At 51.5% G+C, this 26,667-nt stretch carries 26 protein-coding genes and 2 tRNA genes; 11 read left to right on the top strand and 17 right to left on the bottom strand.

Going from position 1 to position 26,667, the window contains the following annotated elements; translation table 11 throughout:
- The first annotated feature begins 5 nt into the window (after positions 1-5).
- From OGV98_RS10430 to OGV98_RS10440, 3 genes are all read left to right on the top strand, one after another.
- Positions 6-82, top strand: a tRNA-Val gene (locus OGV98_RS10430).
- A 4-nt stretch (positions 83-86) separates the two neighbouring features.
- Positions 87-163: transfer RNA gene (locus OGV98_RS10435), tRNA-Val, on the top strand.
- A 170-nt stretch (positions 164-333) separates the two neighbouring features.
- Positions 334-1,056, top strand: a complete 723-nt coding sequence (locus OGV98_RS10440) for a substrate-binding domain-containing protein (RefSeq protein ID WP_202580505.1) — start codon at positions 334-336, stop codon at positions 1,054-1,056.
- On the opposite strand, the gene OGV98_RS10445 is transcribed toward OGV98_RS10440, so the two are convergent.
- From OGV98_RS10445 to puuE, 4 genes are all read right to left on the bottom strand, one after another.
- Positions 1,043-1,795: an ABC transporter ATP-binding protein gene (locus OGV98_RS10445; RefSeq protein ID WP_102190825.1), complete on the bottom strand. Its 753-nt coding sequence runs from the start codon at positions 1,793-1,795 to the stop codon at positions 1,043-1,045. The two genes, OGV98_RS10440 and OGV98_RS10445, sit on opposite strands and share 14 nt — an antisense overlap.
- Positions 1,792-2,796, bottom strand: a complete 1,005-nt coding sequence (locus tag OGV98_RS10450) for a FecCD family ABC transporter permease (protein ID WP_202580506.1) — start codon at positions 2,794-2,796, stop codon at positions 1,792-1,794. Before OGV98_RS10450 ends, OGV98_RS10445 begins: the two co-directional genes overlap by 4 nt.
- Entirely contained in the window at positions 2,783-3,838 is a 1,056-nt protein-coding gene (locus OGV98_RS10455) for an ABC transporter substrate-binding protein (RefSeq protein ID WP_048233656.1), read from the bottom strand. Before OGV98_RS10455 ends, OGV98_RS10450 begins: the two co-directional genes overlap by 14 nt.
- Positions 3,839-4,018: 180 nt before the next feature.
- On the bottom strand, positions 4,019-5,281 hold the full coding sequence (gene puuE / locus OGV98_RS10460) for a 4-aminobutyrate transaminase (RefSeq protein ID WP_016150167.1): 1,263 nt from the start codon (positions 5,279-5,281) through the stop codon (positions 4,019-4,021).
- Positions 5,282-5,387: 106 nt separating this feature from the next.
- Between puuE and pdxR the strand changes: the two genes are divergently transcribed.
- Positions 5,388-6,863, top strand: a complete 1,476-nt coding sequence (pdxR, locus tag OGV98_RS10465; protein ID WP_174329327.1) for a MocR-like pyridoxine biosynthesis transcription factor PdxR — start codon at positions 5,388-5,390, stop codon at positions 6,861-6,863.
- Between the two features lie 43 nt (positions 6,864-6,906).
- Here the strand turns inward: pdxR and OGV98_RS10470 are convergent, their stop codons facing one another.
- The 4 genes from OGV98_RS10470 to OGV98_RS10485 all read right to left on the bottom strand — a co-directional run bounded on the left by OGV98_RS10470 (position 6,907) and on the right by OGV98_RS10485 (position 12,013).
- Positions 6,907-8,115 (bottom strand): c-type cytochrome, encoded by a 1,209-nt coding sequence (locus OGV98_RS10470; RefSeq protein ID WP_138828455.1) that lies wholly within the window; start codon positions 8,113-8,115, stop codon positions 6,907-6,909.
- A gap of 3 nt (positions 8,116-8,118) precedes the next feature.
- Positions 8,119-10,011: an NAD(P)-binding protein gene (locus tag OGV98_RS10475; protein WP_202580508.1), complete on the bottom strand. Its 1,893-nt coding sequence runs from the start codon at positions 10,009-10,011 to the stop codon at positions 8,119-8,121.
- 89 nt (positions 10,012-10,100) lie between these two features.
- Positions 10,101-10,574 (bottom strand): ester cyclase, encoded by a 474-nt coding sequence (locus tag OGV98_RS10480; RefSeq protein WP_058842634.1) that lies wholly within the window; start codon positions 10,572-10,574, stop codon positions 10,101-10,103.
- Positions 10,575-10,585: 11 nt separating this feature from the next.
- On the bottom strand, positions 10,586-12,013 hold the full coding sequence (locus OGV98_RS10485) for a gamma-aminobutyraldehyde dehydrogenase (protein ID WP_174329329.1): 1,428 nt from the start codon (positions 12,011-12,013) through the stop codon (positions 10,586-10,588).
- A 315-nt stretch (positions 12,014-12,328) separates the two neighbouring features.
- Between OGV98_RS10485 and OGV98_RS10490 the strand changes: the two genes are divergently transcribed.
- Together OGV98_RS10490 and OGV98_RS10495 are read left to right on the top strand one after the other, a co-directional pair.
- On the top strand, positions 12,329-13,054 hold the full coding sequence (locus OGV98_RS10490) for a FadR/GntR family transcriptional regulator (protein WP_003029304.1): 726 nt from the start codon (positions 12,329-12,331) through the stop codon (positions 13,052-13,054).
- 24 nt (positions 13,055-13,078) lie between these two features.
- Positions 13,079-13,777, top strand: coding sequence for a cache domain-containing protein (locus OGV98_RS10495; RefSeq protein WP_003029308.1), 699 nt, complete (start codon positions 13,079-13,081; stop codon positions 13,775-13,777).
- Positions 13,778-13,798: 21 nt separating this feature from the next.
- Here the strand turns inward: OGV98_RS10495 and OGV98_RS10500 are convergent, their stop codons facing one another.
- A complete protein-coding gene (locus OGV98_RS10500; RefSeq protein WP_202580509.1) occupies positions 13,799-15,280 on the bottom strand; it encodes an APC family permease in 1,482 nt (493 codons plus the stop codon).
- A gap of 332 nt (positions 15,281-15,612) precedes the next feature.
- Between OGV98_RS10500 and OGV98_RS10505 the strand changes: the two genes are divergently transcribed.
- On the top strand, positions 15,613-15,753 hold the full coding sequence (locus tag OGV98_RS10505) for a hypothetical protein (RefSeq protein WP_003832695.1): 141 nt from the start codon (positions 15,613-15,615) through the stop codon (positions 15,751-15,753).
- A gap of 53 nt (positions 15,754-15,806) precedes the next feature.
- Here OGV98_RS10505 and OGV98_RS10510 read toward each other — a convergent pair whose 3' ends face one another.
- The gene (locus tag OGV98_RS10510) at positions 15,807-16,700 is read right to left on the bottom strand and encodes a LysR family transcriptional regulator (RefSeq protein ID WP_061550040.1); all 894 of its coding nucleotides are present in this window, start codon (positions 16,698-16,700) and stop codon (positions 15,807-15,809) included.
- Positions 16,701-17,005: 305 nt separating this feature from the next.
- On the opposite strand from OGV98_RS10510, the gene OGV98_RS10515 reads away from it, so the two are divergent.
- Genes OGV98_RS10515 through OGV98_RS10530 form a run of 4 tightly spaced genes read left to right on the top strand, consistent with a single transcriptional unit; the run spans position 17,006 to position 20,111 of the window.
- The gene (locus OGV98_RS10515) at positions 17,006-17,839 is read left to right on the top strand and encodes an ABC transporter substrate-binding protein (protein WP_202580510.1); all 834 of its coding nucleotides are present in this window, start codon (positions 17,006-17,008) and stop codon (positions 17,837-17,839) included.
- Between the two features lies 1 nt (position 17,840).
- Positions 17,841-18,659 carry an amino acid ABC transporter ATP-binding protein gene (locus tag OGV98_RS10520; RefSeq protein WP_003029322.1) on the top strand — a complete coding sequence of 273 codons (819 nt, stop codon included), beginning with the start codon at positions 17,841-17,843 and terminating at the stop codon, positions 18,657-18,659.
- Positions 18,659-19,444, top strand: a complete 786-nt coding sequence (locus OGV98_RS10525; protein ID WP_115489563.1) for an amino acid ABC transporter permease — start codon at positions 18,659-18,661, stop codon at positions 19,442-19,444. The genes OGV98_RS10520 and OGV98_RS10525 overlap by 1 nt, the downstream gene beginning before the upstream one ends.
- Positions 19,434-20,111 (top strand): amino acid ABC transporter permease, encoded by a 678-nt coding sequence (locus tag OGV98_RS10530; RefSeq protein WP_115489564.1) that lies wholly within the window; start codon positions 19,434-19,436, stop codon positions 20,109-20,111. Before OGV98_RS10525 ends, OGV98_RS10530 begins: the two co-directional genes overlap by 11 nt.
- Before the next feature lie 9 nt (positions 20,112-20,120).
- Here OGV98_RS10530 and ydhT read toward each other — a convergent pair whose 3' ends face one another.
- From ydhT to fumD, 7 genes are all read right to left on the bottom strand, one after another.
- A complete protein-coding gene (gene ydhT, locus OGV98_RS10535; RefSeq protein WP_003836540.1) occupies positions 20,121-20,933 on the bottom strand; it encodes a protein YdhT in 813 nt (270 codons plus the stop codon).
- 3 nt (positions 20,934-20,936) lie between these two features.
- The gene (gene phsC / locus OGV98_RS10540) at positions 20,937-21,722 is read right to left on the bottom strand and encodes a thiosulfate reductase cytochrome B subunit (protein WP_057101579.1); all 786 of its coding nucleotides are present in this window, start codon (positions 21,720-21,722) and stop codon (positions 20,937-20,939) included.
- Positions 21,719-22,387, bottom strand: coding sequence for a 4Fe-4S dicluster domain-containing protein (locus OGV98_RS10545; protein ID WP_286551555.1), 669 nt, complete (start codon positions 22,385-22,387; stop codon positions 21,719-21,721). Before OGV98_RS10545 ends, phsC begins: the two co-directional genes overlap by 4 nt.
- 63 nt (positions 22,388-22,450) lie before the next feature.
- Positions 22,451-23,116 (bottom strand): YdhW family putative oxidoreductase system protein, encoded by a 666-nt coding sequence (locus tag OGV98_RS10550; protein ID WP_032935890.1) that lies wholly within the window; start codon positions 23,114-23,116, stop codon positions 22,451-22,453.
- Positions 23,117-23,126: 10 nt separating this feature from the next.
- Positions 23,127-25,229, bottom strand: a complete 2,103-nt coding sequence (locus OGV98_RS10555; RefSeq protein ID WP_061550036.1) for an aldehyde ferredoxin oxidoreductase — start codon at positions 25,227-25,229, stop codon at positions 23,127-23,129.
- A gap of 120 nt (positions 25,230-25,349) precedes the next feature.
- Positions 25,350-25,976, bottom strand: coding sequence for a ferredoxin-like protein (locus tag OGV98_RS10565; RefSeq protein WP_003029338.1), 627 nt, complete (start codon positions 25,974-25,976; stop codon positions 25,350-25,352).
- Between the two features lie 481 nt (positions 25,977-26,457).
- Positions 26,458-26,667: a fumarate hydratase FumD gene (gene fumD / locus OGV98_RS10570; RefSeq protein WP_003029345.1), complete on the bottom strand. Its 210-nt coding sequence runs from the start codon at positions 26,665-26,667 to the stop codon at positions 26,458-26,460.

The following is a 26,667-nucleotide window of genomic DNA, read 5'->3' on the forward strand; positions in this document are numbered from 1 at the left end:
ACGTTGCGTTCATAGCTCAGTTGGTTAGAGCACCACCTTGACATGGTGGGGGTCGTTGGTTCGAGTCCAATTGAACGCACCATCTTGCGTCCGTAGCTCAGTTGGTTAGAGCACCACCTTGACATGGTGGGGGTCGGTGGTTCGAGTCCACTCGGACGCACCAAATCATCTCTTCGATTTGGTGCTATTTCCCTTCAAAACTATCGTTTTATCTTCGGTTTTATCATTTCCTACGTTGCTACAATAGCAATGCGTTAAATCATTCTAAATTCCATGCTCAACGCGTATCATTCATCTTCTTCGTATAATGTCTTTCGTCAGAGCCCGGATACCATGCCCTCTTCCATTCTCCTGTTCGCCGCGGGCAGTTTACGCCCAGCATTTACCCCGCTGATAAGCCAGTTCACGCGCATGAGTGGAATAGACGTCAAGATTGAATATGGTCCGGCCGGTTTACTGCGCGAGCGTATTGAAACGGGTGAACCGTGTGCGCTCTTTGCCTCCGCCAACCGGGAACATCCGCAAAACCTGCTGGTACGTAATAAAGCCGTCTCAACGCACACCTTTTGCTGGAACAAACTGAGCCTTGTCAGCAACCGAATCGGAACCTGGCTGGATTTACTCCGCGACCCAACGCTGCGACCAGGTACATCAATGCCCGGCTGCGACCCTTCCGGAGACTATACCTGGGCATTTTTCGACAATATAGATGTACTGGAACCAGGACTCGGGCGGCAACTTCGGGCGCGCGCTATCCCACTGGTTGGTGGCCGTGATACGATAAAAATCCCGCAAGGAGAACTGGCGAGCGCCTGGATCCTGCGCCAGGGGCTGGCCGATCTGTTTATCGGTTACGCGCATTACGCACACGCGCTGCACGCGATGACCGACGTACATTACGTGGCTATTCCGGACGAGCACAATATTCGCTGCGAATACCAACTGGCGGTGCTTGAAGCCTCCAAAGAAGTCATGGCGCTGGTTGAATTCATACTTTCCCGCAGCGGTCAGGCGTTCCTTACCGCCGCAGGATTCTTACCGCTTAACGACGAATAGAAAACAACGGTGCGATAAATGGCGTAGGGTGATTCTCCACGCTAAGTTTTCGCAGCGGTAAGCCATAGGCCAGAAACAGATTCTCTTCGGTCACAATGCTGTCCGTTGGCCCTGCCCGCCATTTACCTTCAGGGAGTAGCAGCAAAGTATGGGAAGCAACCTGTAACGCATGAAGCGGATCGTGGGTCGAAAAGAGAATGCTGCATCCCTGTTGATGGGCCAAATCGCTGATGAGCTGGAGCACCACCTGCTGATTGGCGAGATCCAGCGCGGAACACGGTTCATCAAGTAACAACGTTTGACACTCAGTCACCAGAGCCCGGGCAATCATCACTAACTGTTGCTGCCCGCCAGAAAGTGAGCCAAATGAGCTGGAGGCAAGATGCGCAATACTCAACTGCTCTAATGCCTGCATTGCTCTTTGTTGATCCTGCTGGCTGGGTTGCGCAAAAAGCTTCACGTGCTGTGCTCGCCCCATCAGCACCACATCGCTGACCGTATAAGGAAACGGCAGATGGCTATGCTGTGCCACAATTCCTATCCCACCGTTATTTTCAATACTCCCGTCTAAAGCAGGCAGCGTGCCGGTTAGCGTATCGAGCAGCGTACTTTTGCCCAGACCGTTGCGTCCAAGCACGGCCCAGATATCACCTTTCTGGCAACAGAACGTTAGCGGCTCAAATAGCGGCGCGCGATACCCATAAGAAAGCTGATTTACGCGCAGTGCGGCAGGTATCATGAATTCTCCCGACAGCTGGTACGAATGAGCAAGAAAGCAAACAACGGCGCACCGAACAATGCGGTGATGATCCCCAGCGGTATCTCCGCGTGCATCAGGGTGCGGGCAATATCATCCACGACAATCATAAAACCGCCCCCCAACCAGAAGGCACACGGCAGTAGACGACGATGATCAACGCCCACCAGCAAACGCGCCAGATGCGGAATAACCAACCCAACCCAGGCAATGCTGCCGCTGACCGCCACCTGAGCGGCGACCAAAAATGCGCAGCACACCAAAACGCTGCGTCGCAGAGGAACTACCGCCACACCCAGTGCTCTGGCATCTTTGTCATTGAGCGATAACAGGTTTATCCGCCAGCGTAGCTGGAACAAAACCGTCGCGGCGATACCGACCGGAACCGCCAATAGCAGTACTTTATTCCAGTTGGCCGTCGCGAAGCTGCCCAGCAGCCAGAACACAATATTAGGTAACGTCTCTTCGGTATCAGCCTGATATTGGATCAGGCTCACCAGCGCGGCAAAAAAGCCGCTCAAAATGATACCTGACAGGATCAACACCAGCGTATTCTCCAGCCCCTGTAACGCAGCAATGACATACACCAGGATCAATGCCGTCAGACCGAAGAAAAACGTTGACCCCATCATCAGCAAGGGTGAAAGACCGAGCAGGATGGCCAGCGTTCCTCCAAAGGCCGCCCCCGACGTCACACCGATAATATGCGGGTCGACCAGCGGATTATGAAATACTCCTTGCAACGTCGCCCCGCATAACCCCAGCGCGCCCCCCGCCAGCAGTGCCATCAGAATACGCGGTAATCTGACCGTCCAGATCACCTGGCTGGCTATTCCCCCAACGTCGCTATAGTGCGTCAGGTGGTAAAACACCTCGCTTAACGACAGCGGATACTGTCCGAGGCATAGCGAACTGACGCCCAGCAACAGGACCACAACGATTAAGAGCGGTTGCTGGGGCAAAAAACGGTTACTTAGCTGCATCAGACTGCCAGTTCACACGATAAAAACGCTGATAGTAATCTTGCGCCTGCGCATCAACGTCCACATCTTTATAGGCATCCGGATACAGTTTTTTGGCCATCCACAGTTCACCGATCGCCAACGCCTCCGGCATCGGATAGCCCCAGGCTTTGGCGTATTCAGGCATCAACCAGACACGATGATTTTTCACCGCATCAATCCCCTGCCAGTTCGGATCGTTTTGGATCTGAGTTACCACCTGCGGATAGCGATCCTGGACAAAAATCACCTGCGGGTTCCACGCTAATACCTGCTCCAGCGCAACCTGACGGGCCCCTTTCACACTGGCAGCCGCCACGTTTAATCCCCCCGCGTGCTGCATCATCAGTCCTGTGTACTTCCCGGAGCCGTAAGTCATCAGGTCGGGGTTAGCCATATAAATACGGACTTTTTGCGCATCCGGGATGTTTGCGACCGGCGCATTGAATTTTGCTCGTGCCGCAAAAACGTAGTCGATTAACGTTTCAGCCTGCGGTTTACGCCCCACGACATCCGCAATCAGGCGAATACCCTGCTTCAACCCTTCGTTGTAGACCTGCTCTTCATCGGCCATAGTCGGGTTCATTTTATTCTGTTGCCCGCCGGCATCTTTGCGCAATGAGATAGCCACGACCGGAATACCGGCGTTCTGAATCTGCTGGATCATCTCCGCGGGCGCATAGTTGGCGACAAACACCACCTGTGGATGAATTGCCAGCAGGCTTTCGATGTTCACGCTGGTGAGATCACCCGGCGTCGGCAATGTAGTAATCGTCGGCATAAAGCGCGCAAATTCAGGCCCGAGCTGTTTTTTCCAGCTCGACATAACGCCAACAATGTCCTGCTGGGCATTGAGCTGGACCAGAATATTCAACGTCTGGTGTTGCAGCACGACGACTTTGTCCACATGGTCAGGGATCGTGACCTGACGACCAAGCTGATCGGTGATCGTACGGTCGGCCTGAGCAGAAAACGCAAACAACATGCTGGCGCATACCAGCACAAAAGAGCGGAAAGTTAACATGGGATACCATCTGAATAGAGGAGTAAAAACGATATGCATTAAATTATATAACGCAATAACTGGCAACCCATTCGCGATAAATACCGCACTACACACGAGGAAGATCAATTTATGCCGGCAATAATAAAGCCGACGGTGATGACAACCGTCGGCTTTATGTCTTTTCTGCGGTATACGGGACTATTTCGTCGCCGCTTTGATGATCTGAAGCGCTTTGGCGAACTGATCCTGCGGAATCGTCAGCGGGTAAAGGAAACGAATAACGTTGCCATACTGACCGCAGGTCAGCAGCAGCAGTCCTTGCTCAAGGGCTTTCTTCTGCACGCGTTGTGCGGCGGAAGCGTTGGGTTCCCCTGTCACTGGATCACAGAATTCAGCAGCAATCATAGAACCTAAACCACGCACTTCGGCCAGTTCAGGACACCCTGCTTGCGCATCTGTCAGAGCGGCGCGCAGCTGTTCGCCGAGGGCCGCCGCACGCTGGCACAGCTGTTCATCATGAATAATGTCCAGTACTGCATGGGCCGCCGCGATCGACAGCGGGTTCCCGGCGTAAGTTCCACCCAGACCACCCGGCGCAGGTGCATCCATGATTTCGGCTTTGCCCACGACGCCAGACAGCGGCATACCGCCCGCGAGGCTTTTCGCCATGGTCATCAGGTCCGCTTTATCGGCGTAATGATCCATCGCAAACAGCTGGCCCGTACGGGCAAACCCGCTTTGTACTTCATCGGCGATCATCACGATGCCATGCTCGTCGCAAATACGGCGGATGGCGGCCACAAATTCCGGCGGTGCCACCACGAAGCCCCCTTCGCCCTGGACGGGTTCGAAGATAATCGCCGCAACCTGGGTTGGATCGATATCGGCTTTAAACAGACGCTCAATCGCTTTTAGGGAGTCCGCCGTGGAAATACCCTGCAATTCAGAAGGATACGGAGCATGGTAAACAGAGCCAGGGAACGGACCGAAACCTTTTTTATAGGGTGCCACCTTGCCGGTTAACGCCATCGTCATGTAAGTACGACCATGAAAACCACCGCCAAATGCGATAACGCCAGGACGCCCGGTATGTGCGCGTGCAATTTTCACCGCGTTTTCTACCGCTTCAGCCCCGGTGGTGAAGAATGTGGTTTTACGCTTGCCATCGATTGGCGCGACGGCGTTGATTTTCTCAGCCAAAGACACATAGCTTTCGTACGGGACAATCTGATAAGCCGTATGGGTAAAAGCCTGAAGTTGCGCTTCGACTGCCTGCACCAGGCGAGGATGGCGGTGTCCGGTGTTCAGCACGGCAATCCCGGCGGCAAAATCAATGTACTGATTGCCTTCGATATCGGTAATCGTGCTGTTTTCTGCCGACTGGGCATAAAAATCACACATCACACCCACGCCACGCGGGGTGGCATCCAGACGACGTTGTTGCAGGTTTTTATTGTTCATTCTCTACACCTTGTCCATTAATACATTTCGGTTGAATTACCCTTTAAATTTAGACGCCGTCTGGTACTTTAATCGAGAGCCAAATCGTTTTATTTTAAGGATCCAAATGCGTTCACTTGCCGGAGATGTGATCAAGCAGGCATTTAGTCAGCAGACTGACGAAAAACTACATCGCCGCCTGTATGCCGCCATTTGTAGTTGCATCCTCGAAGGTAGCCTGAAACCGGCTACCCGAATGCCTCCGTCGCGTGACCTGGCAGGAGAGCTGGCGCTATCGCGCAATACCGTCCTGCGGGTTTACGAGCAGTTGCAGGCCGAAGGTTATATTTCTGCGCGTACCAGTAGCGGCACATTTGTCACTGACAGCGTGCTGGACAATCTCAACCTGCGTCCCAATAAAGAACCTGTTGCTGCCGCTCTGGAGGATCACACCCGCTTATCTGCCCGCTGCCTTGAGCTGTTAGGTAATGCCAGCGCCAGTCCCCGTCAGTGGGGCGCGTTTATTCCAGGCGTACCTGATGTAGAGCATTTTCCGCACCGGGTGCTCAAAAAAATTCAGGACAGGCTGGCAAGACGATTGCGCCCGGAGTTTCTCACTTACGATGCCGCAGGCGGTGTGAATGAGCTGAAAGAAGCACTGGCAGACTATCTGCGCACCGCTCGCGGCGTGCGGTGTTCGCCGGAGCAAATTCTGATTACCGAAGGTATTCACCAGGCGCTGGATCTGGTGACCCGAACGTTATGCAACCCGGGCGATCACGCCTGGATTGAGGAGCCGGGCTACTGGGGAATCAAAAATATTCTGCGTATCAATGCGGTAAATTTTTCGGCTATTCCTGTTGATGAACAAGGTATGGTCCCGCCGGATGCAGGCGAAACACCGCCAAAACTTATTTTTGTGACACCGTCACATCAATACCCTCTCGGTTCGGTGATGAGCCTCAGTCGCCGCCGGCAACTTATCTTTCGCGCACGTGAAACGCGAAGTTGGATAGTGGAAGATGATTACGACAGTGAGTTCCGCTTTTCCGGCCAGCCGATCCCCTCTTTGCAGGGGCTGGAAGAAGAGACACCGGTCATCTACATCGGGACATTCAGTAAGACACTCTATCCCGCACTGCGACTCGGGTATGTCGTGCTACCTAAATCGTTAGCCGCTCCGCTGAAAAAGGTTCATAACGACCTCTATCGTGGTGGACATCTGTTGATTCAGGCCGCGCTGGCGGAGTTTATTCGCGAGGGTTATTACGCAGCGCACATTCGGAAAATGCGCCAACTATACAGTCGTCGTCGCCAGATGCTGGTAGAGCTTATCAACCGCCAGCTTGGTGAACATTATCTTGGTTCCTTCAGCAGCAACGCCGGGCTGCATATGATCTTACAGTTACCCGCAGGGAGCGATGACGCGGTCATTGCCCAACAGGCGAATGCGCAAGGGTTGTTGGTGCGCCCGCTGTCACGCTACTACGTGAATGAAGAGAAACGCAGCGGCCTGTTGCTGGGGTTTGCAAGTATTGAAGAGCATGAAATGACGGCGGCGTTTACCCGACTCGCGGATATTATCAGGGTAAACACCGTGTAAGCACTGCCGGATGGTGGTGCAAGCACCTTATCCGGCATACTGTTTAATGTGACGCTTTTTTAATCCCAGCCAGATCTTCATGGCTTACTTCGCCATTCCCTTCACCCCAGGTCTTACGCACGTAATTAATCACGTCGCGCATTTCGTTGTCACTTAACATGCCTCCGTAGGCGGGCATCTTGAAGGAGATGCTGCCGCGCGTTGTCGGTGTTTCTGCGCCGTGGGCAATCACTCTGAACAGCGGCGTCGGGTCATCAACCATGACCAGCGGATTGTTGACCAAAGAAGGTGCGTTATCATCCGTACCTTTCCCTTCCAGACCGTGACAAGTCGAACAGTAACGGTTATAGGTCACTTTGCCCGCCTCAGGTGAATTCGACCAGGATGCTGTAGTCGCAGCAGCACGCACCGTTTCAGGCTTCGCGCTTTTCAGACTCAGCAGATATTGGGCGATCGCCGTGGCATCTTCGTCGGTCAGATACTGTGTACTCTGCGTGACGACTTCAGCCATCGAACCTGAAACCGCAGCATGCTTGCTCTTACCGGTCAGCAACAGCGATTTTAACGCCTGCTCAGACATTCCGCTGCCCCGCAGCGAAGGTGCATACCAGCCGTCAATCATCGCTCCGCTCAGGTACTCGGCATCTGCATGGGTATAGGCTTTTTCATTCATCGCCATACCTCTCGGTGTATGGCAAGAACCGCAGTGCCCGGGACCTTCCACCAGATAAGCGCCCCGTTTTACCAGGGCTGCGTTGTCATCTGGTTTCGCGCTATCTACTGTCGTCGCTGGCGCGTCGGTAAACAGCCAGTTCCAGATATGCAGTGGCCAGCGGGCGGAGAGTAGCCACGGAATGGCATTCTCTTTATTGGGTTGCGCAGACGGTGTGACATCATGCATAAAATAGCGATACAGCGCCTGAACATCCTCGTCAGAAAGTTTTGCATAAGAGGGATAAGGCATGGCCGGATAGAGCGGATGACCGTCTTTGGCAATTCCCTGGCGTACCGCCTTTTCAAAATCCTCGTATGAGTAATTACCAATACCCTGTGCCTTGTCCGGGGTAATGTTGGTCGAATAAATATCCCCCACCGGAGTAGGAAACTTTTTGCCCCCCGCCATCGCTGCACCACCTTCAGCGGTATGACAGGCGACGCAGTCTGAAATTCGCGCGATGTATTCACCGTTAGATTCAGCAGCGCTTACCGAAGCGGTAAATAAACAGGCGGCGAGAATGGTTTCGTTACGCATAGATCACCCCATATCCTTGAGTTCATTAACCGCACGCCATGCCTGATCGATTGCTGTGTGGGCATAAGCACTCCAGTCAGAATCGGAGTTAGCGATAGCAATGCGACCGACTGGCTGACGCGCCCGCTCGATAATTTCTGGCATTTTATCCATATCATCGAACAGTGAATTGGCGTAGTACGCATAGCCATGCGCCCAGCGGTTAACGGTAATGGCGGAGATATCGCGTTGATTATAAAAGCCTGTTGAGCCAAACATCTCCTGCAACTGGGAGCGAATCATCTCCTCATGCGCCGCAAAAGTGGTCCCCAGCAAATAGGCTCGTCCCAGGCGGAACTGCTCTCTGGCCGATAGGTTACTGCCCGGATAGGTCGGCACATAGACCATGTGAATGACCATCGGATCGTCCGGGGAGGCCGGATGTTGATACCCACCAATACTGACCGGATAGTCGAGCTTAACCCGGCTGTAAGGTGCAGCTGGAGAATAAAATTCATGTACGCCAAGCTGTTTGAACGCCTGCCAGTTTTTGACCATCACGTTGGTGTACACCAGCGGAGCCTTGACGTTCAGTTTGAGATCGGCCTGCTGCTGTTCCGGCATCTCAGGCACCAGATACGGGATCATCATGTTATAACCTGCCATGATGGTGTTCTTACCGCGCACACGGTGCATTTTACCGTCACGCAGATAGGTCACCACAACGCCATCCTGCACGTTGGCCGCATTAATCACTGTGCTGTTCAGGCGCAGGCGCGTGGTGTTTTCTGGTAGATCCAGCTTTTCATAATGTAATCTGGCGAGAACAGAGTCTTCCATAGTGTTACCCGGTAGCGCATCCGGCAGCATATACCTGACTAACAGTCGGGCCAGACCGGCGTTACCGTCCGGGAAATGGTAAACATACGGCTCTTCGAGGTCGGCCAGCGACTCTCCGTCCAACGGCGGTAACCCCATCCCTTCCATGCCGGGTAAGGCGCACGCCCTGGCATCGCTGCAGGAGATGCCTTCAATGCCGATGGCAAAGAAGTCATTGGAACGCTGCTGAAAATAGAGCAGCGCCATTTTGCTCAAACCCACTTTTGTTGCTAAAAATTCACTGTAGCTGTGGGTATCCAGCCATTCCATTTTCTCATCGACCGTCATCCCCGGAAGGTAATCGCCAGGGCGTACATGCAGGTCGATCAGCGCTTTTCTGTCGTTCTCACCTAGCGGAAAATCATTGATAAAGTCTTCAATTTTACGGCCATTGAGCCTGTCCGGCGGAATATCATCAGATACCGCGCGGCCCGGATCGCCGCTGACGATTTTTGTTACGCCAAAATTCTTCTTGTCGAAAAAAACCCCGCGACTGAGCTGCAAGTCGGGGTAGAAGTTTACGTCAAAACTCTCTTTTAACCGCGTGACGCTGACGCCCACGGTTTCCATCAGTTTTTGTACTTCAGGGCTGAAATTATGCGCGGGTGACTGGAATGCTTCGCTGCCGCCATAACCGAGTAATTTCTTGCCCGAGCTGGTAAATTCATTACGTTTGGCGTGTCCGCCAAAATCGTCATGGTTATCGAGGATCAGGATCCGGCTATTTTGCCCGGCAACTTGACGCCAAAAACAACCGGCAGCTAACCCGCTAATCCCGCCCCCAACAATCACCAGATCGTACTCTTCCTCAACGGGCAGAGCGTTTAAATCAAAATGCTTCTGCTCGCGGCCTAGCGCATGCGCCATTTCAAATGATCCAGGATGATTACCCCGCAGCCCTGTCAGCGCAGGAGGATAATAATTTCCATCTATAAATGCGTTTCCCTTTCCTGTCGCCCTGACCCACTCCAGCGGGGTAAGTCCCGCCGCAATAGTCACCGCGACGCCGTTGAGAAAATCACGTCTGGTAATTGCCATTAACTTTTTTCCTTATTGCTACACACTGCCTTTAATACGACACAAATAAGAGAAATACCCCCTTCTTATTTATAAAGGGGTACAACCGACTACTTCACTGGCTTTAACTCTTCATCCAGTTTTTTAGAATCATAATAATCACCCTGCCAGGTGATTTTTCCTGCTTTAACATGAATATAGCTTACGCCTTCAAATTTGATCGGATTATTTGTCGGCGGACTCCCTGCCCATTCACCACTATTTTTGCCTGAAAATTCCCAACGAAAGGCCACGGTGTCTTCGTCGTAGACGGGTTTGCCAACCATTTTCCAGTTCAGATCTGGCACCGCCTTAATAAAAGCGCCGATAACCTCTTTTTCCGCTTTTTCTCTCCCGTTTACCGGTTCACCCGCGGCGGCATCATAATAAACCGCATCATCCGCAAGATATTGAGCGGCTCGCGAAGCATCATGCGCATTCCACGCCGCCATATATTCTTTTACGGTATTCAGTGATGTACTTTCTGCAAGGCTATAGCCCGAGAGCATCACTAACGAAAGCACCGCAATTTTTACTGTTTTCATCGTAATCCTCTCTATTCAGAAATGTCACACATGATATGTTTCACCCGAGTATATTCTTCGAGTGAATAGGATGAGAGATCTTTGCCATAACCCGATTTTTTGAACCCGCCGTGCGGCATTTCGGCACACAGAGGAATGTGATTGTTAATCCACACCGTGCCAAAATCGAGGTCAATGCTGAAGCGCTGCGCGCGACCATGGTTACGGGTCCAGACGCTGGCGGCAAGACCATACTCCACATCATTCGCTTTGTGTAGTGCCTCTTCGTCAGTAGAAAACGACTGAATGGTCATTACCGGACCAAATACTTCATGCTGAATAGCTTCATCATTTTGATGCAATCCGGAGACAATCGTCGGCTCAAAATAGAAGCCCGGACCTGGCCCGGCGAGCCCACCGGTTTCAATTTTTGCATGTGCCGGTAAACGCTCAATAAAACCTTTCACCTGCTCCAGTTGATTCCGGCTATTCAATGCGCCGTACAGCGCATTCTGATCTTCTGGCGGCCCAAATTTGATACTTTTTGTTTTCTGGATCAGTTTTTCCAGAAACTCAGCATAGATGGATTGCTCTACCAGGATCCGCGTAGCCGCTGTGCAATCCTGCCCGGCATTGAAAAAGCCTGCCGTAGTGATTGTCGCAATCGCCTTATCCATATCCGCATCGGCGAACACGACTGCAGGCGCTTTTCCACCCAATTCCAGGTGTGCTCTGGTCAGGTTTGCCGCCGCCGAAGCCGCAACCTGCAAACCCGCGCGGACCGAACCGGTAATCGAAACCAGTGAAGCCTTCGGGTTTGAAACCACCAGCGAACCGGTGCTGGCTTTGCCCAACACGACATTAAACGCCCCTCTCGGGAACAATGGTGCTGCCAGTTCAGCTAACAGCAGCGTACTGACTGGTGTGGTGTCGCTTGGCTTTAACACGACCGTGTTGCCTGCCGCCAGCGCTGGTGCAATCTTCCACACCGCCATCATGAACGGGTAGTTCCACGGCGTAACTTGCCCAACGATACCCAGCGGTTCACGACGGATGGTCGATGTAAACCCGGCGGAATATTCTCCGGCCGCCTTCCCTTCAAGACAGCGCGCCGCGCCAGCAAAAAAACGGATGGCATCGCAGGATGCCGCAATCTCCTCTTTCTCAATAAAATGGCGAAGCTGACCGGTTTCCTGACTCTGCGCGGTTACCAGTCGCTCAACGTTGCGTTCAATCTCATCAGCTAGCAGCAATAACGCCTTTTGCCGCTGTGCTGGCGTCGATTTTCTCCAGATGCTAAACGCCGCCTCCGCTGCTGAGTAGGCTTGCTCAACCTCCGCCTCGTTAGCGTTGGGAGAAATTGCGTATGTTTCACCGTCAACCGGACTCACCAGTTCGAAGCTATCTTCGCTACTGCCTGCTACATAGTGCCCATTAATAAAATGCTTCAGGGTTTTCATGTTTGTCTCCTGCCAATTAATACATAAAGAATCTTATGTAATATATATATTGTAAAATTTTTTCAAATGCGCAACATTGACACTATGATAAGCCTCGCATTTTTAACTTAATTTTCACATTTGCAAGGTAAGGCTTTTCATTGCCAACTGACGCGTTATGCTCAGCTCATCATGAGGTTATCGGGACACACATCCGCTTGTGCAGTGACGTTGCGCCCAGGCATGTAAAATAACTCGGCCATTCTTACCTTCCTTGCCCGACGGGCATGTGTTAAAAATGGTCGTTGTTTCAGGGAATTGAGTACAGAAAAGATTATGATTACTCACGCGGTCATATTTGCGCCTATCGGGCAGGTCAGTCGTTCAGACCAGATAGTCCAGCGCCTTTCGAATGCCATTATCACGGGGTTGCTGGAGCCAAAAGAACAGCTTCCCAACGAAACCGATTTGGCAAAAATGATGGGTGTCTCACATATCACTATCAGAGAAGCGCTAAACACGCTTCGGGCTAATAATCTTATCCATACGGTTCGTGGTCGTAATGGCGGGAGCTTCGTTTGCGAAAATATCGATGGCAAAAATAGCGCCCTGCACCCGTTCAAAGCGATCAGTACGGATTATCTGTCTGATCTAGGTGAAATGCATTGCGCCATTATTAGCCATAGCGCGAGGCTGGCTTCCCGACGGATGACCGGTGCGGATATCGCCAAATTTCGCGAGTTTGTCGAGGTACTCAGAAAGGCAAACTCACCTGAGCTGATGACCCAGGCCGATATGCGTTGTCTGCTGGCGATTGCCGCCAGTTCGCATTCAGCGCGACTGGCCAATCAGGAGCTGCAAGTTCAGGCTGAATGGGCATCACTTGTGGCGATACTTTATCGCACAGACAGTATTCATGCGGAAATTATCGCGCTTTATTCAGCGCTGGCCGATGCACTGGCTGCTCACAACGAGGCAGAGTCAGTACAGTTTGCTACACGGATCATCGACACGTTTACCTACTACCTTATTGAAAAAAAGCTGAAATATAACTCGAACTGACAATCAGTGAAGGCAGGACAGACAATGAGCTCTTCGACATCCCTAAGCGCATTAATCCGTAAAATTGATGACATAACTGTTTCTACCGTAGATTCTACCGTTGCGCTAGCGAGGAGCATCCATGAGGCGATTTCAGGGGTACAAAAGGCCTCAGCCGAGGTCGTTCTCGACCCATCAGTAAGATCCACCGTTCAACAGCACATCAAGCGCACGCTCAGTGACAACCATTACTGTTCAGGGGCGGGATTCGCCAGCCATATTGAGAGCACCGCAAACACAAAAGAGTACTGGTTGCTGGAGTGGTGGTATAAGAAAGATAATGGTTTGAGCCAGGCGCATCTGGATTTGGATCAGGCCACGCAACAACGACTGGATTTCAGAACCTTTGAGTGGTTTAAGCATTCTCCTCCGGCTGGCAAAGCCTATATCCACGGTCCCTACGTCGACTATATTTGCAATATCTCCTATACCCTAACGTCAGCCGTCCCGGTCTACTACAACGACCAGTTTCTCGGTGTTGCCGCGGTCGATTTGCTGGTCAGTCAGATAGAAGCCGAACTGCTCTCCTGCGCTCATCCTGATTATGTGATTCTGACCAATCTGGAAAACAGGATCATTTTCTCCAGTTGGCCACGTTTTCGCGTGGGTGAATTGCTGTCACCTGCAAATAGTACCGTGGTGTATCAGAGCGACTACTTTATCCTTTATCACTATCAAAACTAAGGGCCCGAAGGCCCTTAGTTTTTAGTTATCCTGCCCCATATTGAGCTTACTGGCGTACGCAATGGCGTCGTTTTCCGGCGCCGCTGAACGACCAAACGGACGGGTCAGGAACATATAAATAAGTCCCGAGCCAACGACAATCGCCAGGCCGAACAGGACCGTCCAACGGTCAATGAAGTCGCTGCTGTCTGCCGGTTGCGCCAGTAACCAGATCCCGCACAATCCGTAAGCTAACGCCAGCACATTCACGATTACGCCCCAACCGCCAATGGTCCACTCCCCCGCCGGTTTCCAGCCTTTCAGGCGCTGACGCAGCGCGGCCAGCACAACCATCTGGAACGAGATGTAAATCCCGATAACAGCAAACGCGGTGATACGCGACAGGTTATCTGGCTGGAAATAAACCCAAACACAGATGATCACTGGCAGTAGGCAACTGACGACCATGGCATTATCCGGAACACCATTTTTAGAGATTTTGTCCATCCATTCACTTCCCGGCAGCATTCTGTCGCGGGAGAAAGAAAAGATAAGACGGCTTAACGCAGCCTGGAGAGACAAAATGCACGACAACATGGCGATAATCGCGACGACGATAAAGACAGTCGCGCCGGTTTCACCCAGAGCTTCATTAAGGATTGCCGGGATCGGATCGGACGTTTTGCCATTCACGATGCTGACCAGATTCGGTGAAGCCAACAGATAACCCATAACAGAAATAATGGCGGAAATCGCGCCGAATACGATGCTTAAAATCATCGCCACTGGGATCTTTTTACTGGGATTCTGCACCTCTTCCGCAACGTTACCGCAGGCCTCAAAGCCAAAGAACATAAACAGTCCCATCAGCGCAGCAGACATAAATGCGGTGGAATAGCTGCCGTCATGAGCCAGCACACCCATCGAGTCAAAAATTACAGAGAACGGCTGCGAACGGTGGAAAATCAGCAGATAAATCCCCAGCGCGATCACGCTGACAATTTCACACCAGAAACCAATTTTCGCCACCCGGGCCAGATTTTTAGTCCCGGACATATTAACCGCCATCATCAACAGCAGCAGCAGAACGGAAGTCACCAACATCGTGGCTGGAGTCTGACCATAATGGAAGAGTGATTCAACAAACGTTGATGTATATTCCGCGATCGACGTAATGGTGACCACCAGTGCCCACAGGTAGATCCAGGCGGCGATCCACGCATATTTCTTGCCCCACAACCTTCTGGCCCAAGGGTAAAGCCCGCCGGTTATCGGATACTGGGAAGCGACCTCACCAAACACCAGCGCCACCAAAAGTTGCCCACATGCGACGATTAAAATCCACCATACTGCAGGCGGCCCCGCCAGCGTTACGGCCAGCGCAAACAGCGAGTAGACGGCGGTAAGCGGCGACAGGTAGGTAAAACCCAACGCAAAGTTTGAAATTAAACCGATCGATCTATTGAACTGTTCTTTGCCATCTTTTTGAAAATTATCGTTTTTCTTATCAGGTGTCTGTTCCATATAGCTTTCTCTTTTGTGGAATAGTCGCAGGGTTGAACAATTAATGTATAAAAGATATTAAATTATATGTATAGTGATTTTGTCGCAGATTTGTTAAAAATGATCGCGCATCACGTTAATGAAAAAGTGGGAATAAAACGGTAGAGAGAGCGAGAATTTTGCGGTATTTACAACCAACAATTCTTTAGCAATTGCGAACCGTGGGCCACTTTGGCGGATAAATACGCACAGCGGATTGCGTTCGATGCTAAGTAGCAAGAATCGCTGCTGTTAAGCAACATTTTTGCAATATAATAACGTGATGTTAAACGCTGAACCTGAGCAGGCGAATGATGGAAATTGATCTCGATAATCTGGTCTTTGATGGACTGGAAGAAGCGCAAGAGCGTAACGCTGAACGTCTGGAAGATGCAGACAAGAAAGCGCAGGAAATTATTGCTGATAATGACTGCGGCGACGCCTGCAAAATTTGATTTCCAAACCGGCGCAATGCCGGTTTTTTATTGCCTGTTCCCCCCCCCCCACTTCAGCCCGTATACCGTAAGGCCTCAATCAATTGCGCAAAGGCAGCGGTATGCTGTTTTCGGCTGGGATAGTACAAATAATAGCCAGAAAAAGGTTCACACCAGTCCTCCAAAACTTTTTCCAACGCCCCCTCTGCAACAGCCTGCTCGACGGTATCTTCCGGCACAAAAGCCAGCCCTCTTCCGGCAATCGCTGCGCTAATTCGCGGGGGTAGATTGTTAAAAATAAGCTGTCCTTCAACCCGCACGCGCAAATCTTGTCCGTCTTTAGCAAACTCCCAGGCGTATAATCCGCCCAGCGTCGGCATACGCATGTTAATACAGCTGTGGTTTTGCAGGTCGTGAGGGGTTTGCGGTTTGCCATGGCGAGCAAAATACGTCGGTGCCCCCACCACTACCATGCGCCAGTCCGGGCCAATTCTGACGGCGACCATGTCTTTTGCTACCTGCTCGCCAAGCCGAATACCCGCGTCATAGCGGCCAGTCACAATATCCGTCAGACTATTGTCGATGGTTATTTCCACATTCACATCAGGGTATGTCTGCAAAAACGGCTCCAGCGCGGGCCAGACGGTAGATTGCAATGCATGTTCGCCCAGCGTCAGCCGTATGTTACCAGCCACCCGCTGACGGACATCGGTTAATGCCAGCAGCTCTGTTTCAATGTCATCAAAACGCGGGCTGATACTGTTGATAAGCCGTTCTCCGGCTTCGGTCGGCGCAACGCTGCGCGTGGTGCGGGTGAGAAGCCGTACATCCAGCCGTTCTTCAAGCCCGCGAATCGCATGGCTTAGCGCGGATTGCGAAACCCCAAGTTTTGCCGCTGCCCGGGTAAAACTACGCTCGCGCGCAACGATAATGAGATAATAGAGATCGTTAAAATTATCACGCAGCATGCTTATCCCCAATCCAAACCTGTTGTGACATATGGTACAGGTCTGGAGGGTATTCCAGTAAACCTTCTGGACATTAGCACAGCTCAATCTTATTCAAGCGTGCCCTCAAACATAAACAAAATGCAAATTATTATCAGGCTTATGCACTATTTTACCTTTCACTCATGCATTATTTTTACCCGCTATTAACACATCCTTCACTAATAACATTTTGTATATAGATAAGAATTTTTTCTTATTTTGTCCCAACCGTAAGTTATGGGAGCGTAAAAAGCACAAACCAAAAACTACAGGGATTTCATACAATGATGGCTACGAAAACTTACCGCGCTAAAAAAACACTGCTGGCATTCGGCGTGCTGCTGGCCTCTGGACTTACCGTCTCGCAGGCTCAGGCTGACCAACTGGCCGATATCAAAGCCGCAGGCGTAGTAAAAGTCGCAACATTTGACGCGAACCCGCCGTTTGGCTCCATCGATGCCAAAACGCATAAGATTGTCGGCTACGACGTCGATTTTGCCGAAGCGCTGGCCAAATCTCTTGGTGTAAAACTGGAACTGGTGGCGACCAATCCGGCAAACCGAATTCCGTTATTACAATCTGGTAAAGCCGATTTAATCGTTGCGGATATCACGATCACGCCTGAGCGGTCGCAGGTAATAGATTTCTCCGTCCCCTATTTTGTTACCGGCCAGCAGTTTCTTGTGCCAGCAAAATCTCCGGATAAGCTCGAACAATACAGCAAAGCACGCATCGGCGCGGTAAAAGGCACTACTGGTGAACAGGCACTGCATCAGCGCTTCCCGCAGTCGCGCGTACTGGCCTATGACGATATCCCGCTAGCGTTAACTGCACTGCGCAACGGCAATGTTCAGGCCATCACCCAGGACAGTACGATTCTGGCCGGTTTATTAGGCGGTGCGCCGGATAAAGCAGATTTCAAAATTCTACCGGACCTGCTGAGCAAAGAAGAGATTGGCGTGGGGGTGAAAAAAGGTGAGCCAGCGTTGTTAAAAGCCGTCAACGATGAACTTTTGAAGCTGGAATCTACCGGGCAGGCGGCCAAAATTTATGATGTCTGGTTTGGTCCTGAAACCAAAAATCCACAAGCCCGCGCCTTTAAAATAGAAGCCAAATAATATGCTCTCAGCCCTTTTTCATCGATCCGCAGCTTCGGCTGCGGATTTTACCCATTTGCGTCAGGCGAGCGTCGAACTACGCAATGTGGTTAAAGAGTATGGCGCTCAAACTGTACTTAACGGCGTCAACCTGGCAGTTGAGCCCGGTGAAGTGGTGACCATTCTGGGACCTTCCGGTTCTGGAAAGTCCACTCTTATACGTCTTATCAACCAGTTGGAGTCGCTCAGCGATGGCGAAATCTTCATTGATGGTAAACCAATTAGCCAGTTGCGCGGGGCGGCATTACGCCAGCTACGCAGCCGTATCGGTTTCGTATTTCAGCAATTCAATCTCTATTCGCATCTGACTGCACTGCAAAACATCGCGCTGGCGCTGGAATATGTTCACGGCTGGAATAAGACGGAAGCGGATCGTCGGGCACTTGAGTTGCTGGAAAAGGTGGGACTGGCGGAAAAAGCCAATGCCTATGCCGCACAGTTGTCCGGTGGACAGCAGCAGCGCGTGGCCATCGCCCGCGCGCTGGCTTCATCACCGCAAATTATTCTGTTTGATGAGCCCACCTCCGCGCTGGATCCTGAAATGATCGGCGAGGTATTGCAGGTGATGAAAAATCTCGCTCACAGCGGTATCACCATGATCGTCGTGACCCACGAAATGCATTTCGCCCGCGAGATTGCCGATCGTGTGGTTTTCATCGATGGTGGCGATATTCTTGAAGTGGCCCCGCCGGAGGATTTTTTCGTCCAACCACAGCACCCGAGAACCCAGCGTTTCCTGAAAAAAGTGCTCGACCCGTTACACCAGGAGTCATCATCATAATGCATGCAATGGACTGGCAGGGAGTATTGAGCGGGCAACCCCTGCAATGGATAATTTCTGGTTTTCTTACCACGCTTTGGGTGACGCTGGCAGGTATCGTGCTCGCCACGCTCATTGCCATCTCACTGCTCAGCCTGCGACTGACGGGCAATCTTCTCGCTAAAACGATGGTCGGGGTGTGGGTCTCGGTGTTTCGCAATACACCTTTACTGGTGCAACTGATGTTCTGGTATTTTGCCGCATGGAACTGGCTTCCCCGTGACGTCATTAGCTTCATCAATGCTGATCATCCATGGTCAATTCTGCCGGGTGATGTCTGGTGGTTAACGCCGGAGTTTATCTGTTCAGCATGGGGACTGGGCGTATTTACCTCAGCATTTTTGGTCGAAGAGATCGCCTCAGGTTTACAGGCAGTTTCTGCCGGACAACGCGAGGCTGCCGTGGCGCAGGGGTTTTCATCCTGGGCGATATTTCGTCACATTCTACTGCCTCAGGGACTGGCAAACGCCTGGCAACCCATTGTTGGGCAATATCTCAACCTGATGAAGCTTTCCTCGCTTGCCAGCGGTATTGGATTTGCTGAGCTCACCTACCAGGTACGGCAAATTGAGAGCTACAACGCGCACGCGCTGGAAGCCTTTGCCGTTGGCACCGCACTCTATCTGTTTACCGGCATCGTGCTGGGTATGTTGCTTACGCGTCTTGGCCCGCGGCCGGCGGCGGGTAAATCGTCAAAGGTAAGAATGCGCATCTTCAGCGTCAGGAGCATACTGCATGATCGCTAATATTTCGGTCATTACCGACAATCTTGACTATCTCCTGTGGGGACGTGTAGCTGAGGGGCAACCCGGCGGTGTACTGCTCACTTTGCTGATGGCTATCGGTGCGGCTTTGCTGGCGCTGCCTGGCGGGATCGTTCTTGCCTGCAGCGCCTGGCGATTTCCAGGCGCAGTTCGCAACGGGTTGTTTATCTGGGCGGAATTTATTCGCGGCATTCCGCTCATCTTTGTGATTTTCTGGATGTGGTATTTGCTACCCATGCTGACCGGAAGCGATCTGCCCGGTGCCGTTACCGTGACGCTGGCGCTGGCATGGTTCACCGCCGCTTCGGTGATGCACTCGGTGTATGCTGGAATTAGCGCACTGCCTGGTGGGCAATATGAAGCGGCAGTCGTTCAGGGATTTCGCCCGGATCAGGCCCTGTGGCTTATCTTGCTGCCACAGGTGCTGCGTAACGTACTGCCGTCGTTGACGGGGATTTTCATTGGGCTACTGAAGGACACGTCACTGGCATTTATCGTTAACGTACCGGAACTCACGACGGTTGCCGGTCAGGTTAACAGCCGGGTGCAAATCTACCCGGCAGCCATTTTTATCTTTACCGGACTGGTCTATTACCTGCTGTGCTTTAGCCTGGAGAAAATCACCCAGCGCCGCTTCGCACTAAAATAACCTCTCGGCTCAACATTCCACAAACTGATGGTCTTCGTTGAGCCGATATTTCACGCCCGCCCGAATGTTTTTTTCCCCTTCAACGGCAAGCGCAAAGCGCATTCTCTCGCCATCGTGATAAGCCAGCGCCGCACATCCGCCGGGACCGAGCGTTATCGAATCTACAGTACCGGTACTGGCAACAACGGCGTTCTCTCCGCTGGCAATAATGTGGATATTATCCGCGCAGTTAGCGATTTTTGCCTCTGCGCCAAAACAGGCTACCTGGGTTAAATCACCGCTACTGGCAACCCGGTTTCGGTCGCCAAGCGAACTGATGCGTACGCGCATGCCGGTACTGGCGATACGCGTTCCGTCGCCCACACTGCTGATACGCGCCGAATTTCCCGCAATCGCTATTCGCCCACGATCGCCTGAACTGCCGATATGCGTGTTATAGCCTACACTGCCAATCCGTGCGCTGTAACCGGCACTGGCGATCTGTGCGGCATACCCGGCGCTGGCAATTTTAACGTTGTCACCCGCACTGCTAAATCGGGCATAATCTTCCGCACTCGCCAACGGACGACTGGTTTCCTCCGCGGCTTGCTCACAGGAAATATTCCCCATTGCGTCAATATCCTGCTGAGCAAAACTCGCCTCTTCCCTCCATTTCGACCAGCCGTATTCCACCAGGCTATTTGCCCAATCGGTATACCCTTCCCGCTGGAGCGCGCGATGAACATCGGCATAGCTTCCTCCTGCGGGAAACGCGCGTAGAAACCAGCGATACATGACGGGCCCAACACGCCAGGCCCGTAAGTCACTTCGTGTAATCATCATCGCTTAATGCCGGTGGTAGCCATCCACCATACACTTGAAGGTTTCGCCCGGCGTGCGGCCCGTAGTGCAAAGATAAAGATGCCCAAAAATGAAAAACAGACTGACAATTGCCAGCGCAAAGTGCGCCTGAAGCAGCCAGTAACGCACACCAGGAAACAGATCTCCGACGACCGTCGGGTAAAGCGATAACAACCCAGAAATCAGCAGTAGTGGCAGCAACCCATACATCACGCCAACGTAGGCCGCCTGCTGTAGCGGATTGAATTTAGAACGCGGTGATGCCGGGAATGGGTGTGACTCGCCCTGCATAATGCCAAACAGGTAAAAACGTGTTTGTCTTTGCGCGCGAGCGATCCAGCCCTGACGTTGAATAATATAGTGATGTCCGTTGCCGCCAATCAGGTTGATCAGCACAAAACCAACCCAGCAGGCGAGTAGCAAAAAGCCGCAAACCTCATGAACGGTAAGCAGGCTTTTCATTACCGGTGCGCTGACGGCAGAGAAGTGATTGACCAGGCCACTGACCAGAAGTAGCAAAAACAACAGCGCATTCGACCAGTGCCACAAACGAACAGCCTTCGAATATAAATAGACCTTCTCACCGTGCCCTGCCGACGTTTTATGTACCGCCCGAAAGCGCAGCATGGCGTGAAGCGCCAGCACCAGCCACATTCCCACCAGCATTAACCCGGCAACGACTAACCACACGGGCCAGTAGTCCGGTGAAAACAGGGGAACATACTGCGCAAGCTGGGCGTGAAACTGTTCGGCATTTTGCGACGCGTTCATACATTTTCCTTTTTAATCAAATGTTGACCGAACCGACGATACAGATGGGGTTTCCCGGCGCCTGCAAGTTGATATTCGTAATACTTGTTTTCTCGCAACCAGGTCTGAATTTCCGGGCTATCTTCACGGCCAAAAATCAGCGCATGTTCCGGGCAAGCGTTAACACAGATCGGTGGAAAACCTTTCGCCAGGCGTGATTCAGCGCAAAAGTCGCATTTATCCGCCACTTTGGTATGCGGGTTGAGATAACGAACCTGATAAGGACACGCACCAATACAGTAACTGCAGCCGATACAGGAAGACGTATCTACTCGCACAATACCGTTCTCATCCCGCCAGGAGGCACCGGTCGGACACACCTCAATACAAGGCGCATCATCACAATGCTGGCAGGATTGACGGAAGTAGTGATACAGCGTTTCGTTGTCGTTGTCCGAGACTGGAATATGCGCTATCGACAAACGGCTGCCCCGGGCAGGAACATGGTTGGTTTTCCTGCAGGCCCGCGCGCAGATATTACATCCGTTACACAGTGATTCGTCGTGAATCATGACGTAACGAACGGCTTTAGGGCTCCTGGTACTCGCTAACAGATTTTGACCTGGGCCGGTGAAAAAAATCACCGTCCCCATGCCAATGACAAATTTTCGTCGGGTGAAGGACATCGGGTTATCCTCTAAACTGTGACAGTGGTCGTCCACACGTTCCATGACATCAACCTGAATAATTCATGGGTTCTGATACTGCTCAACCTCAAGCCATTCACACAGGCCGTACGCTTTGCCATAACTCATAAAACGTTCGCTAAACAGATAAGGTTCCGCATTTGACGATTCCACAGTACGTATATCTGCGTAATCGGGATGCGTTTCCATAGCCGTTAGCGCCGCTGTAATCTGCTGAGATTCAAAGCTATACGGCGGTTGCGTCAACATGGCGACCTTATAGGGGCGAGGATACGTGCGGCCGTCGAAGCGTACCGCCTCGGCAATCGCACGGCAGATGTCGTTTTCCACTACCTGCACGCACATGTCGGCGTAGTTTGCCGTCATGGTTTGCGTTGAGTAGAAATAGACATCTTCCGCGCCCTGCACACGGGTGATATCCGCGTTAATTGCGTCCTGACACAGTGCATCCAGCAGTGCGGATAGATCGGTTTCAGGGACCGAATAAGGTGGCTGCAGAAACACGCTGCGCCCCACCAATTGCCCCGATGCCGAATGCTGGCGGATAAAATCTGCCACAATCGACTCCGGGCTGGCAGGATCCTGAACCTGCGGCGCAGTCACCTGTTCTACCGGCGGGTGAAACGCCTGTAGCCAGTGTCTCTTTTGACTATCAACCTCGTCAGGAAGCGCCTCTACGGGTGCCAGAACGTTGCTCACGTTAGTCATCTCACGTTCCTTACGCTGGCAACAGATCTTGCGCCGCCAAATCAGCTGCCACGTCTTCAAGTCCGAGTCGGTTCAGGGTTTCACGCGTTGGGCAACCCAGCTCTGGATCCCAGCCCATTTCCTGATAGAACATCGTCAATGACTGACGCATATCCTCCCTGTCCATCTTGTCGGTTCCTTCAGTGAAGACCGGGATCTTCGGATCTTTATCGAATACCCAGGAGCAGATGAGATCGTGCTCATTGCGCATATCCATGGTTTGCATCAGTTTGACCGTATAAGCGCGATGCAGTGTAAAGATGCGTTCAGCGGCAAGGTCCAGACTCGCCTGCGTGGTTTCATCACCGGTGACTGCCTGGAAGAACTTCGCCTCCAGATCCAAGTCTCCGCGATAGTTACGGCTCTTGAGTGGTGAAACCGTCATCGGCCAAACCCAGTTACACAACGTAACCGCGTTATGCAGACAGACTTTCAGCAGCGTCCATTTGGCATATTTGATCTTGGCTGCATTGATCGGGGTGTAGTTTTTGGTTTCATCGTAGGCATCCTGTGAACCAAACAGCTCGCCCGCCACTTCGCGCTGTAATTTCAACGGCAAACCGGAGCCGATGAAGTTGATATGGGTGTGCGCCATGCAGTCACGGTTAAACATACAGTTGGTGATCGCCCCCACCTGCGCTGAAGCCTCGTTCGCATGGTGAACAGGAAAACCGAACGGCGACCACAGTTTATTTTTGGCATAACCCCAGTACTCTTCGCCCAAATCCCAGCGTTCAGCAATGGCATAAGAGCCGTCCGCAAGGTGACTGAGTTCTCCCACGCGATGCGCCAACCGATAGTAAAAGTCTTTAATAAAATTAGGATCACCCGCTTCCAACTGATCCCAGCGGATCTCCGCATACTCTTCAGCCGGCAGTACGCGCTTAAAGACGCCTTTCGAATAGCAATAAGTAAAATCACGGTGCAACTGGCCGTAGTTACACCAGATACCGTAATCGTCAAACAGGTTCAGACCAATCAGGTTTCCCACCACACGCCCATCGTCTTTATCGTCAAAATCTTTCGGGCCATTGGGGAAAATGGTGGTGTGTACAAAGTTCGCCACACAAGTGTTGCCGCCGGTACTCGGCACGCCAAAATCCTTCACCCGCGGGACATTGAGCTGTGACATACAACGAATAGGGCATGAATGACAGCCGCTCATTTTGACCGTGTATTTCTCTGCGGCTGGCCCCAGATCGAACACCGATTTATAGGTACGGAAACCTACCGTATTTTGGTTGCCCGGCGGGATTTCCCCGGTTTCGATTGGTCCGCCTTCTGCTGCGCCCCAGAACAGCCCTTTACGGGCTGTCCAGCGCGAGTTTGGCGAAGAGTATTCTGCCCAGGCCTGCGGGGTGCTTGGCACAACGTGGTTGTTGTTAGCGCCGATGAGCTCGGTCATCATGTAGTCATTGAGCCGCTTCATCTCTTTGCGATCGGCAATATTGACGCCTTTGGTCCCTTCTACCGCAATAGCCTTCAGGTTTTTCGAGCCCATTACTGCGCCAGTACCAGCTCCGCCGCTGTGGTTGCGACTGTTGATCATGCAGGAGAGCGGCACCAGATTTTCCCCCGCCTGGCCAATCGCGGCGACGCAGGTTTCCGGGCTGGTGATGCGACAAATTTCTTCAGTTGTGGCGCGCGTCCCCTTACCCCACAGGAAATCGGCTTTTTCGATGCTAACCTTATCGTCTTTAATGTTGATCCAGACCGGCGATGCGGACTTGCCTTCAATAATAATGGCGTCGTAACCGGCGAATTTCATTTGTGCAGCAAAGAAACCGCCCATATGAGCATCCACGACTAAATTGCCTTTGGTAAATGTCGATAAGGAGGTGATATTGACGCGGGAGCTACAGGGAGCGCCAGAACCCGTTAATGGTCCGGTGGCAAAAACCAACTTATTCCCTTCATCAAAAGGCATGGTGCCTGGCGGGACTTCGTCGTACATAATTTTATAACCAAAGCCCATCCCACCGACAAATTTTTTAAATTTACTGGAATCTTCAAGGGTGATATTACCCGTGGTGAGATTGACCCGTAAAATAGTACCTGTCCAACCATTAGCCATCATGTTTTCCTTTGCAAGAAGGTTTAATAGATATACCCGCCATTCTTCAGGCAGCTTTTTTATCCAAAACTGCGGTATTTTTGGCAATTAATGGCGCGAATCAGGTATGCCTGCTATCTATCAAACAGTAATATCTTTCCACTCGATAATTTTTAATGCCCCAGTCGGACAAGCATTGGCGCATTCCCCGCATAACACACATTTTGAGGACTTTTTCGTTTCGGTATTTACGGTTGCCATCATCCACGGGCAGGCTGTGGTACACGCGCTACAGCCAATACAGCGTTTGTGGTCCACCGCAATACAACCGTCTTCCTGCTTCCAGGTAATTGCACCTATCGGGCAGACCTTCATACACTGCGGATCTTTGCATTGCCGGCAGGTATCAGCGGTATAGTTTAAATCGCCATACAGCCCACCACCGGACCCGACACCATCATCGCCAAAGAAGAAATTGCGATGGATTTTTATCCGGGAAAAGAAGGTACCCACCGCACCATCGTTATAATTGGTACAGGAAATTTCGCAGCGGTGACAGCCCGTACAGCGAGCTCGCTGGGTCACCAAAACCCCTTTAGGCGTATTGATAAGCCCAACAGTCCCACTATCGACATCTTCCTGCTTACAACCAAAAAGGGATAACAGCGCGGGAGCAATCGTTAATCCCGCCAGTCCTTTTCCTGATATCCGCAGAAATTCTAGTCGCGTTAAACCACAATCTAAAAATGGACGATCAACCTGGTTCATTTATTTCGCATCCTCTTCGCAAATGCTGTGGTAGCAACACCTTCAGGCTAATTTAAACCAGCGCAGGTCAAGCCATATCGGGCGGTTAATGTTGCCAACAACACGTAAATTTTTGCCCTAACCTGATCGCATAAATGACGGTGGTTAAACTGAATGAATCTAATCCTTTAGGGTTAGGCACAGAAATAATGTGGTTATTCAGCATGCATAGTCTTGATCGTCATCAATTAAAAAACGGAAGGGATATAATTAATGCGGAGTGAGATTTATTATCATTAAGATAAATTGAAATAGCACTTCATATGTATTGCAAATATTTGTGACTCCACTCTCATATATATTTTTATATATCATCCGATATACAATTAAATATATAGCGAGTTTGATAACATTAATTGCAACGCTAAATTATAATTATTGATAGATTAACGTAATGAGAATAAGAGGACGGCGAGAGAAACTACCGCCCTCTTTTTGTGGATTATCCGGCCAATGCTTTAATTACGGTCTCAATAGCCTGTTTTTCTAACTCACTGCGCTTCACACGCTGGTTCGCAAGGGTGGTTCTCAGTACTCCCGCAATGACGATATGCTTAGGCTCTTGTCCCAGATCGCGCATTTCCAGCACTACTTTACCGACTACTCTGCACATTTCACGGTACAACTCGTCGTCTTTCGTCTGATTTCCCAT

The sequence above is a fragment of the Citrobacter sp. Cf136 genome, assembly GCF_030333815.1.
Classification (GTDB): Bacteria; Pseudomonadota; Gammaproteobacteria; order Enterobacterales; family Enterobacteriaceae; genus Citrobacter; species Citrobacter freundii.

Excerpts from the sequence above, each read along its gene's own strand:
- OGV98_RS10445 (WP_102190825.1), bottom strand. The coding sequence starts at position 1,795 with ATGATACCTGCCGCACTGCGCGTAAATCAGCTTTCTTATGGGTATCGC.
- OGV98_RS10510 (WP_061550040.1), bottom strand. The coding sequence starts at position 16,700 with ATGCTGCGTGATAATTTTAACGATCTCTATTATCTCATTATCGTTGCG.
- OGV98_RS10520 (WP_003029322.1), top strand. The coding sequence starts at position 17,841 with ATGCTCTCAGCCCTTTTTCATCGATCCGCAGCTTCGGCTGCGGATTTT.
- OGV98_RS10455 (WP_048233656.1), bottom strand. The coding sequence starts at position 3,838 with ATGTTAACTTTCCGCTCTTTTGTGCTGGTATGCGCCAGCATGTTGTTT.
- OGV98_RS10555 (WP_061550036.1), bottom strand. The coding sequence starts at position 25,229 with ATGGCTAATGGTTGGACAGGTACTATTTTACGGGTCAATCTCACCACG.
- OGV98_RS10500 (WP_202580509.1), bottom strand. The coding sequence starts at position 15,280 with ATGGAACAGACACCTGATAAGAAAAACGATAATTTTCAAAAAGATGGC.
- OGV98_RS10495 (WP_003029308.1), top strand. The coding sequence starts at position 13,079 with ATGAGCTCTTCGACATCCCTAAGCGCATTAATCCGTAAAATTGATGAC.
- OGV98_RS10515 (WP_202580510.1), top strand. The coding sequence starts at position 17,006 with ATGATGGCTACGAAAACTTACCGCGCTAAAAAAACACTGCTGGCATTC.
- puuE (WP_016150167.1), bottom strand. The coding sequence starts at position 5,281 with ATGAACAATAAAAACCTGCAACAACGTCGTCTGGATGCCACCCCGCGT.
- fumD (WP_003029345.1), bottom strand. The coding sequence starts at position 26,667 with ATGGGAAATCAGACGAAAGACGACGAGTTGTACCGTGAAATGTGCAGA.
- OGV98_RS10565 (WP_003029338.1), bottom strand. The coding sequence starts at position 25,976 with ATGAACCAGGTTGATCGTCCATTTTTAGATTGTGGTTTAACGCGACTA.
- OGV98_RS10550 (WP_032935890.1), bottom strand. The coding sequence starts at position 23,116 with ATGACTAACGTGAGCAACGTTCTGGCACCCGTAGAGGCGCTTCCTGAC.
- OGV98_RS10440 (WP_202580505.1), top strand. The coding sequence starts at position 334 with ATGCCCTCTTCCATTCTCCTGTTCGCCGCGGGCAGTTTACGCCCAGCA.
- OGV98_RS10525 (WP_115489563.1), top strand. The coding sequence starts at position 18,659 with ATGCATGCAATGGACTGGCAGGGAGTATTGAGCGGGCAACCCCTGCAA.
- OGV98_RS10475 (WP_202580508.1), bottom strand. The coding sequence starts at position 10,011 with ATGGCAATTACCAGACGTGATTTTCTCAACGGCGTCGCGGTGACTATT.
- OGV98_RS10450 (WP_202580506.1), bottom strand. The coding sequence starts at position 2,796 with ATGCAGCTAAGTAACCGTTTTTTGCCCCAGCAACCGCTCTTAATCGTT.
- OGV98_RS10470 (WP_138828455.1), bottom strand. The coding sequence starts at position 8,115 with ATGCGTAACGAAACCATTCTCGCCGCCTGTTTATTTACCGCTTCGGTA.
- OGV98_RS10490 (WP_003029304.1), top strand. The coding sequence starts at position 12,329 with ATGATTACTCACGCGGTCATATTTGCGCCTATCGGGCAGGTCAGTCGT.
- OGV98_RS10505 (WP_003832695.1), top strand. The coding sequence starts at position 15,613 with ATGGAAATTGATCTCGATAATCTGGTCTTTGATGGACTGGAAGAAGCG.
- OGV98_RS10480 (WP_058842634.1), bottom strand. The coding sequence starts at position 10,574 with ATGAAAACAGTAAAAATTGCGGTGCTTTCGTTAGTGATGCTCTCGGGC.
- ydhT (WP_003836540.1), bottom strand. The coding sequence starts at position 20,933 with ATGATGATTACACGAAGTGACTTACGGGCCTGGCGTGTTGGGCCCGTC.
- OGV98_RS10485 (WP_174329329.1), bottom strand. The coding sequence starts at position 12,013 with ATGAAAACCCTGAAGCATTTTATTAATGGGCACTATGTAGCAGGCAGT.
- pdxR (WP_174329327.1), top strand. The coding sequence starts at position 5,388 with ATGCGTTCACTTGCCGGAGATGTGATCAAGCAGGCATTTAGTCAGCAG.
- OGV98_RS10545 (WP_286551555.1), bottom strand. The coding sequence starts at position 22,387 with ATGTCCTTCACCCGACGAAAATTTGTCATTGGCATGGGGACGGTGATT.
- OGV98_RS10530 (WP_115489564.1), top strand. The coding sequence starts at position 19,434 with ATGATCGCTAATATTTCGGTCATTACCGACAATCTTGACTATCTCCTG.
- phsC (WP_057101579.1), bottom strand. The coding sequence starts at position 21,722 with ATGAACGCGTCGCAAAATGCCGAACAGTTTCACGCCCAGCTTGCGCAG.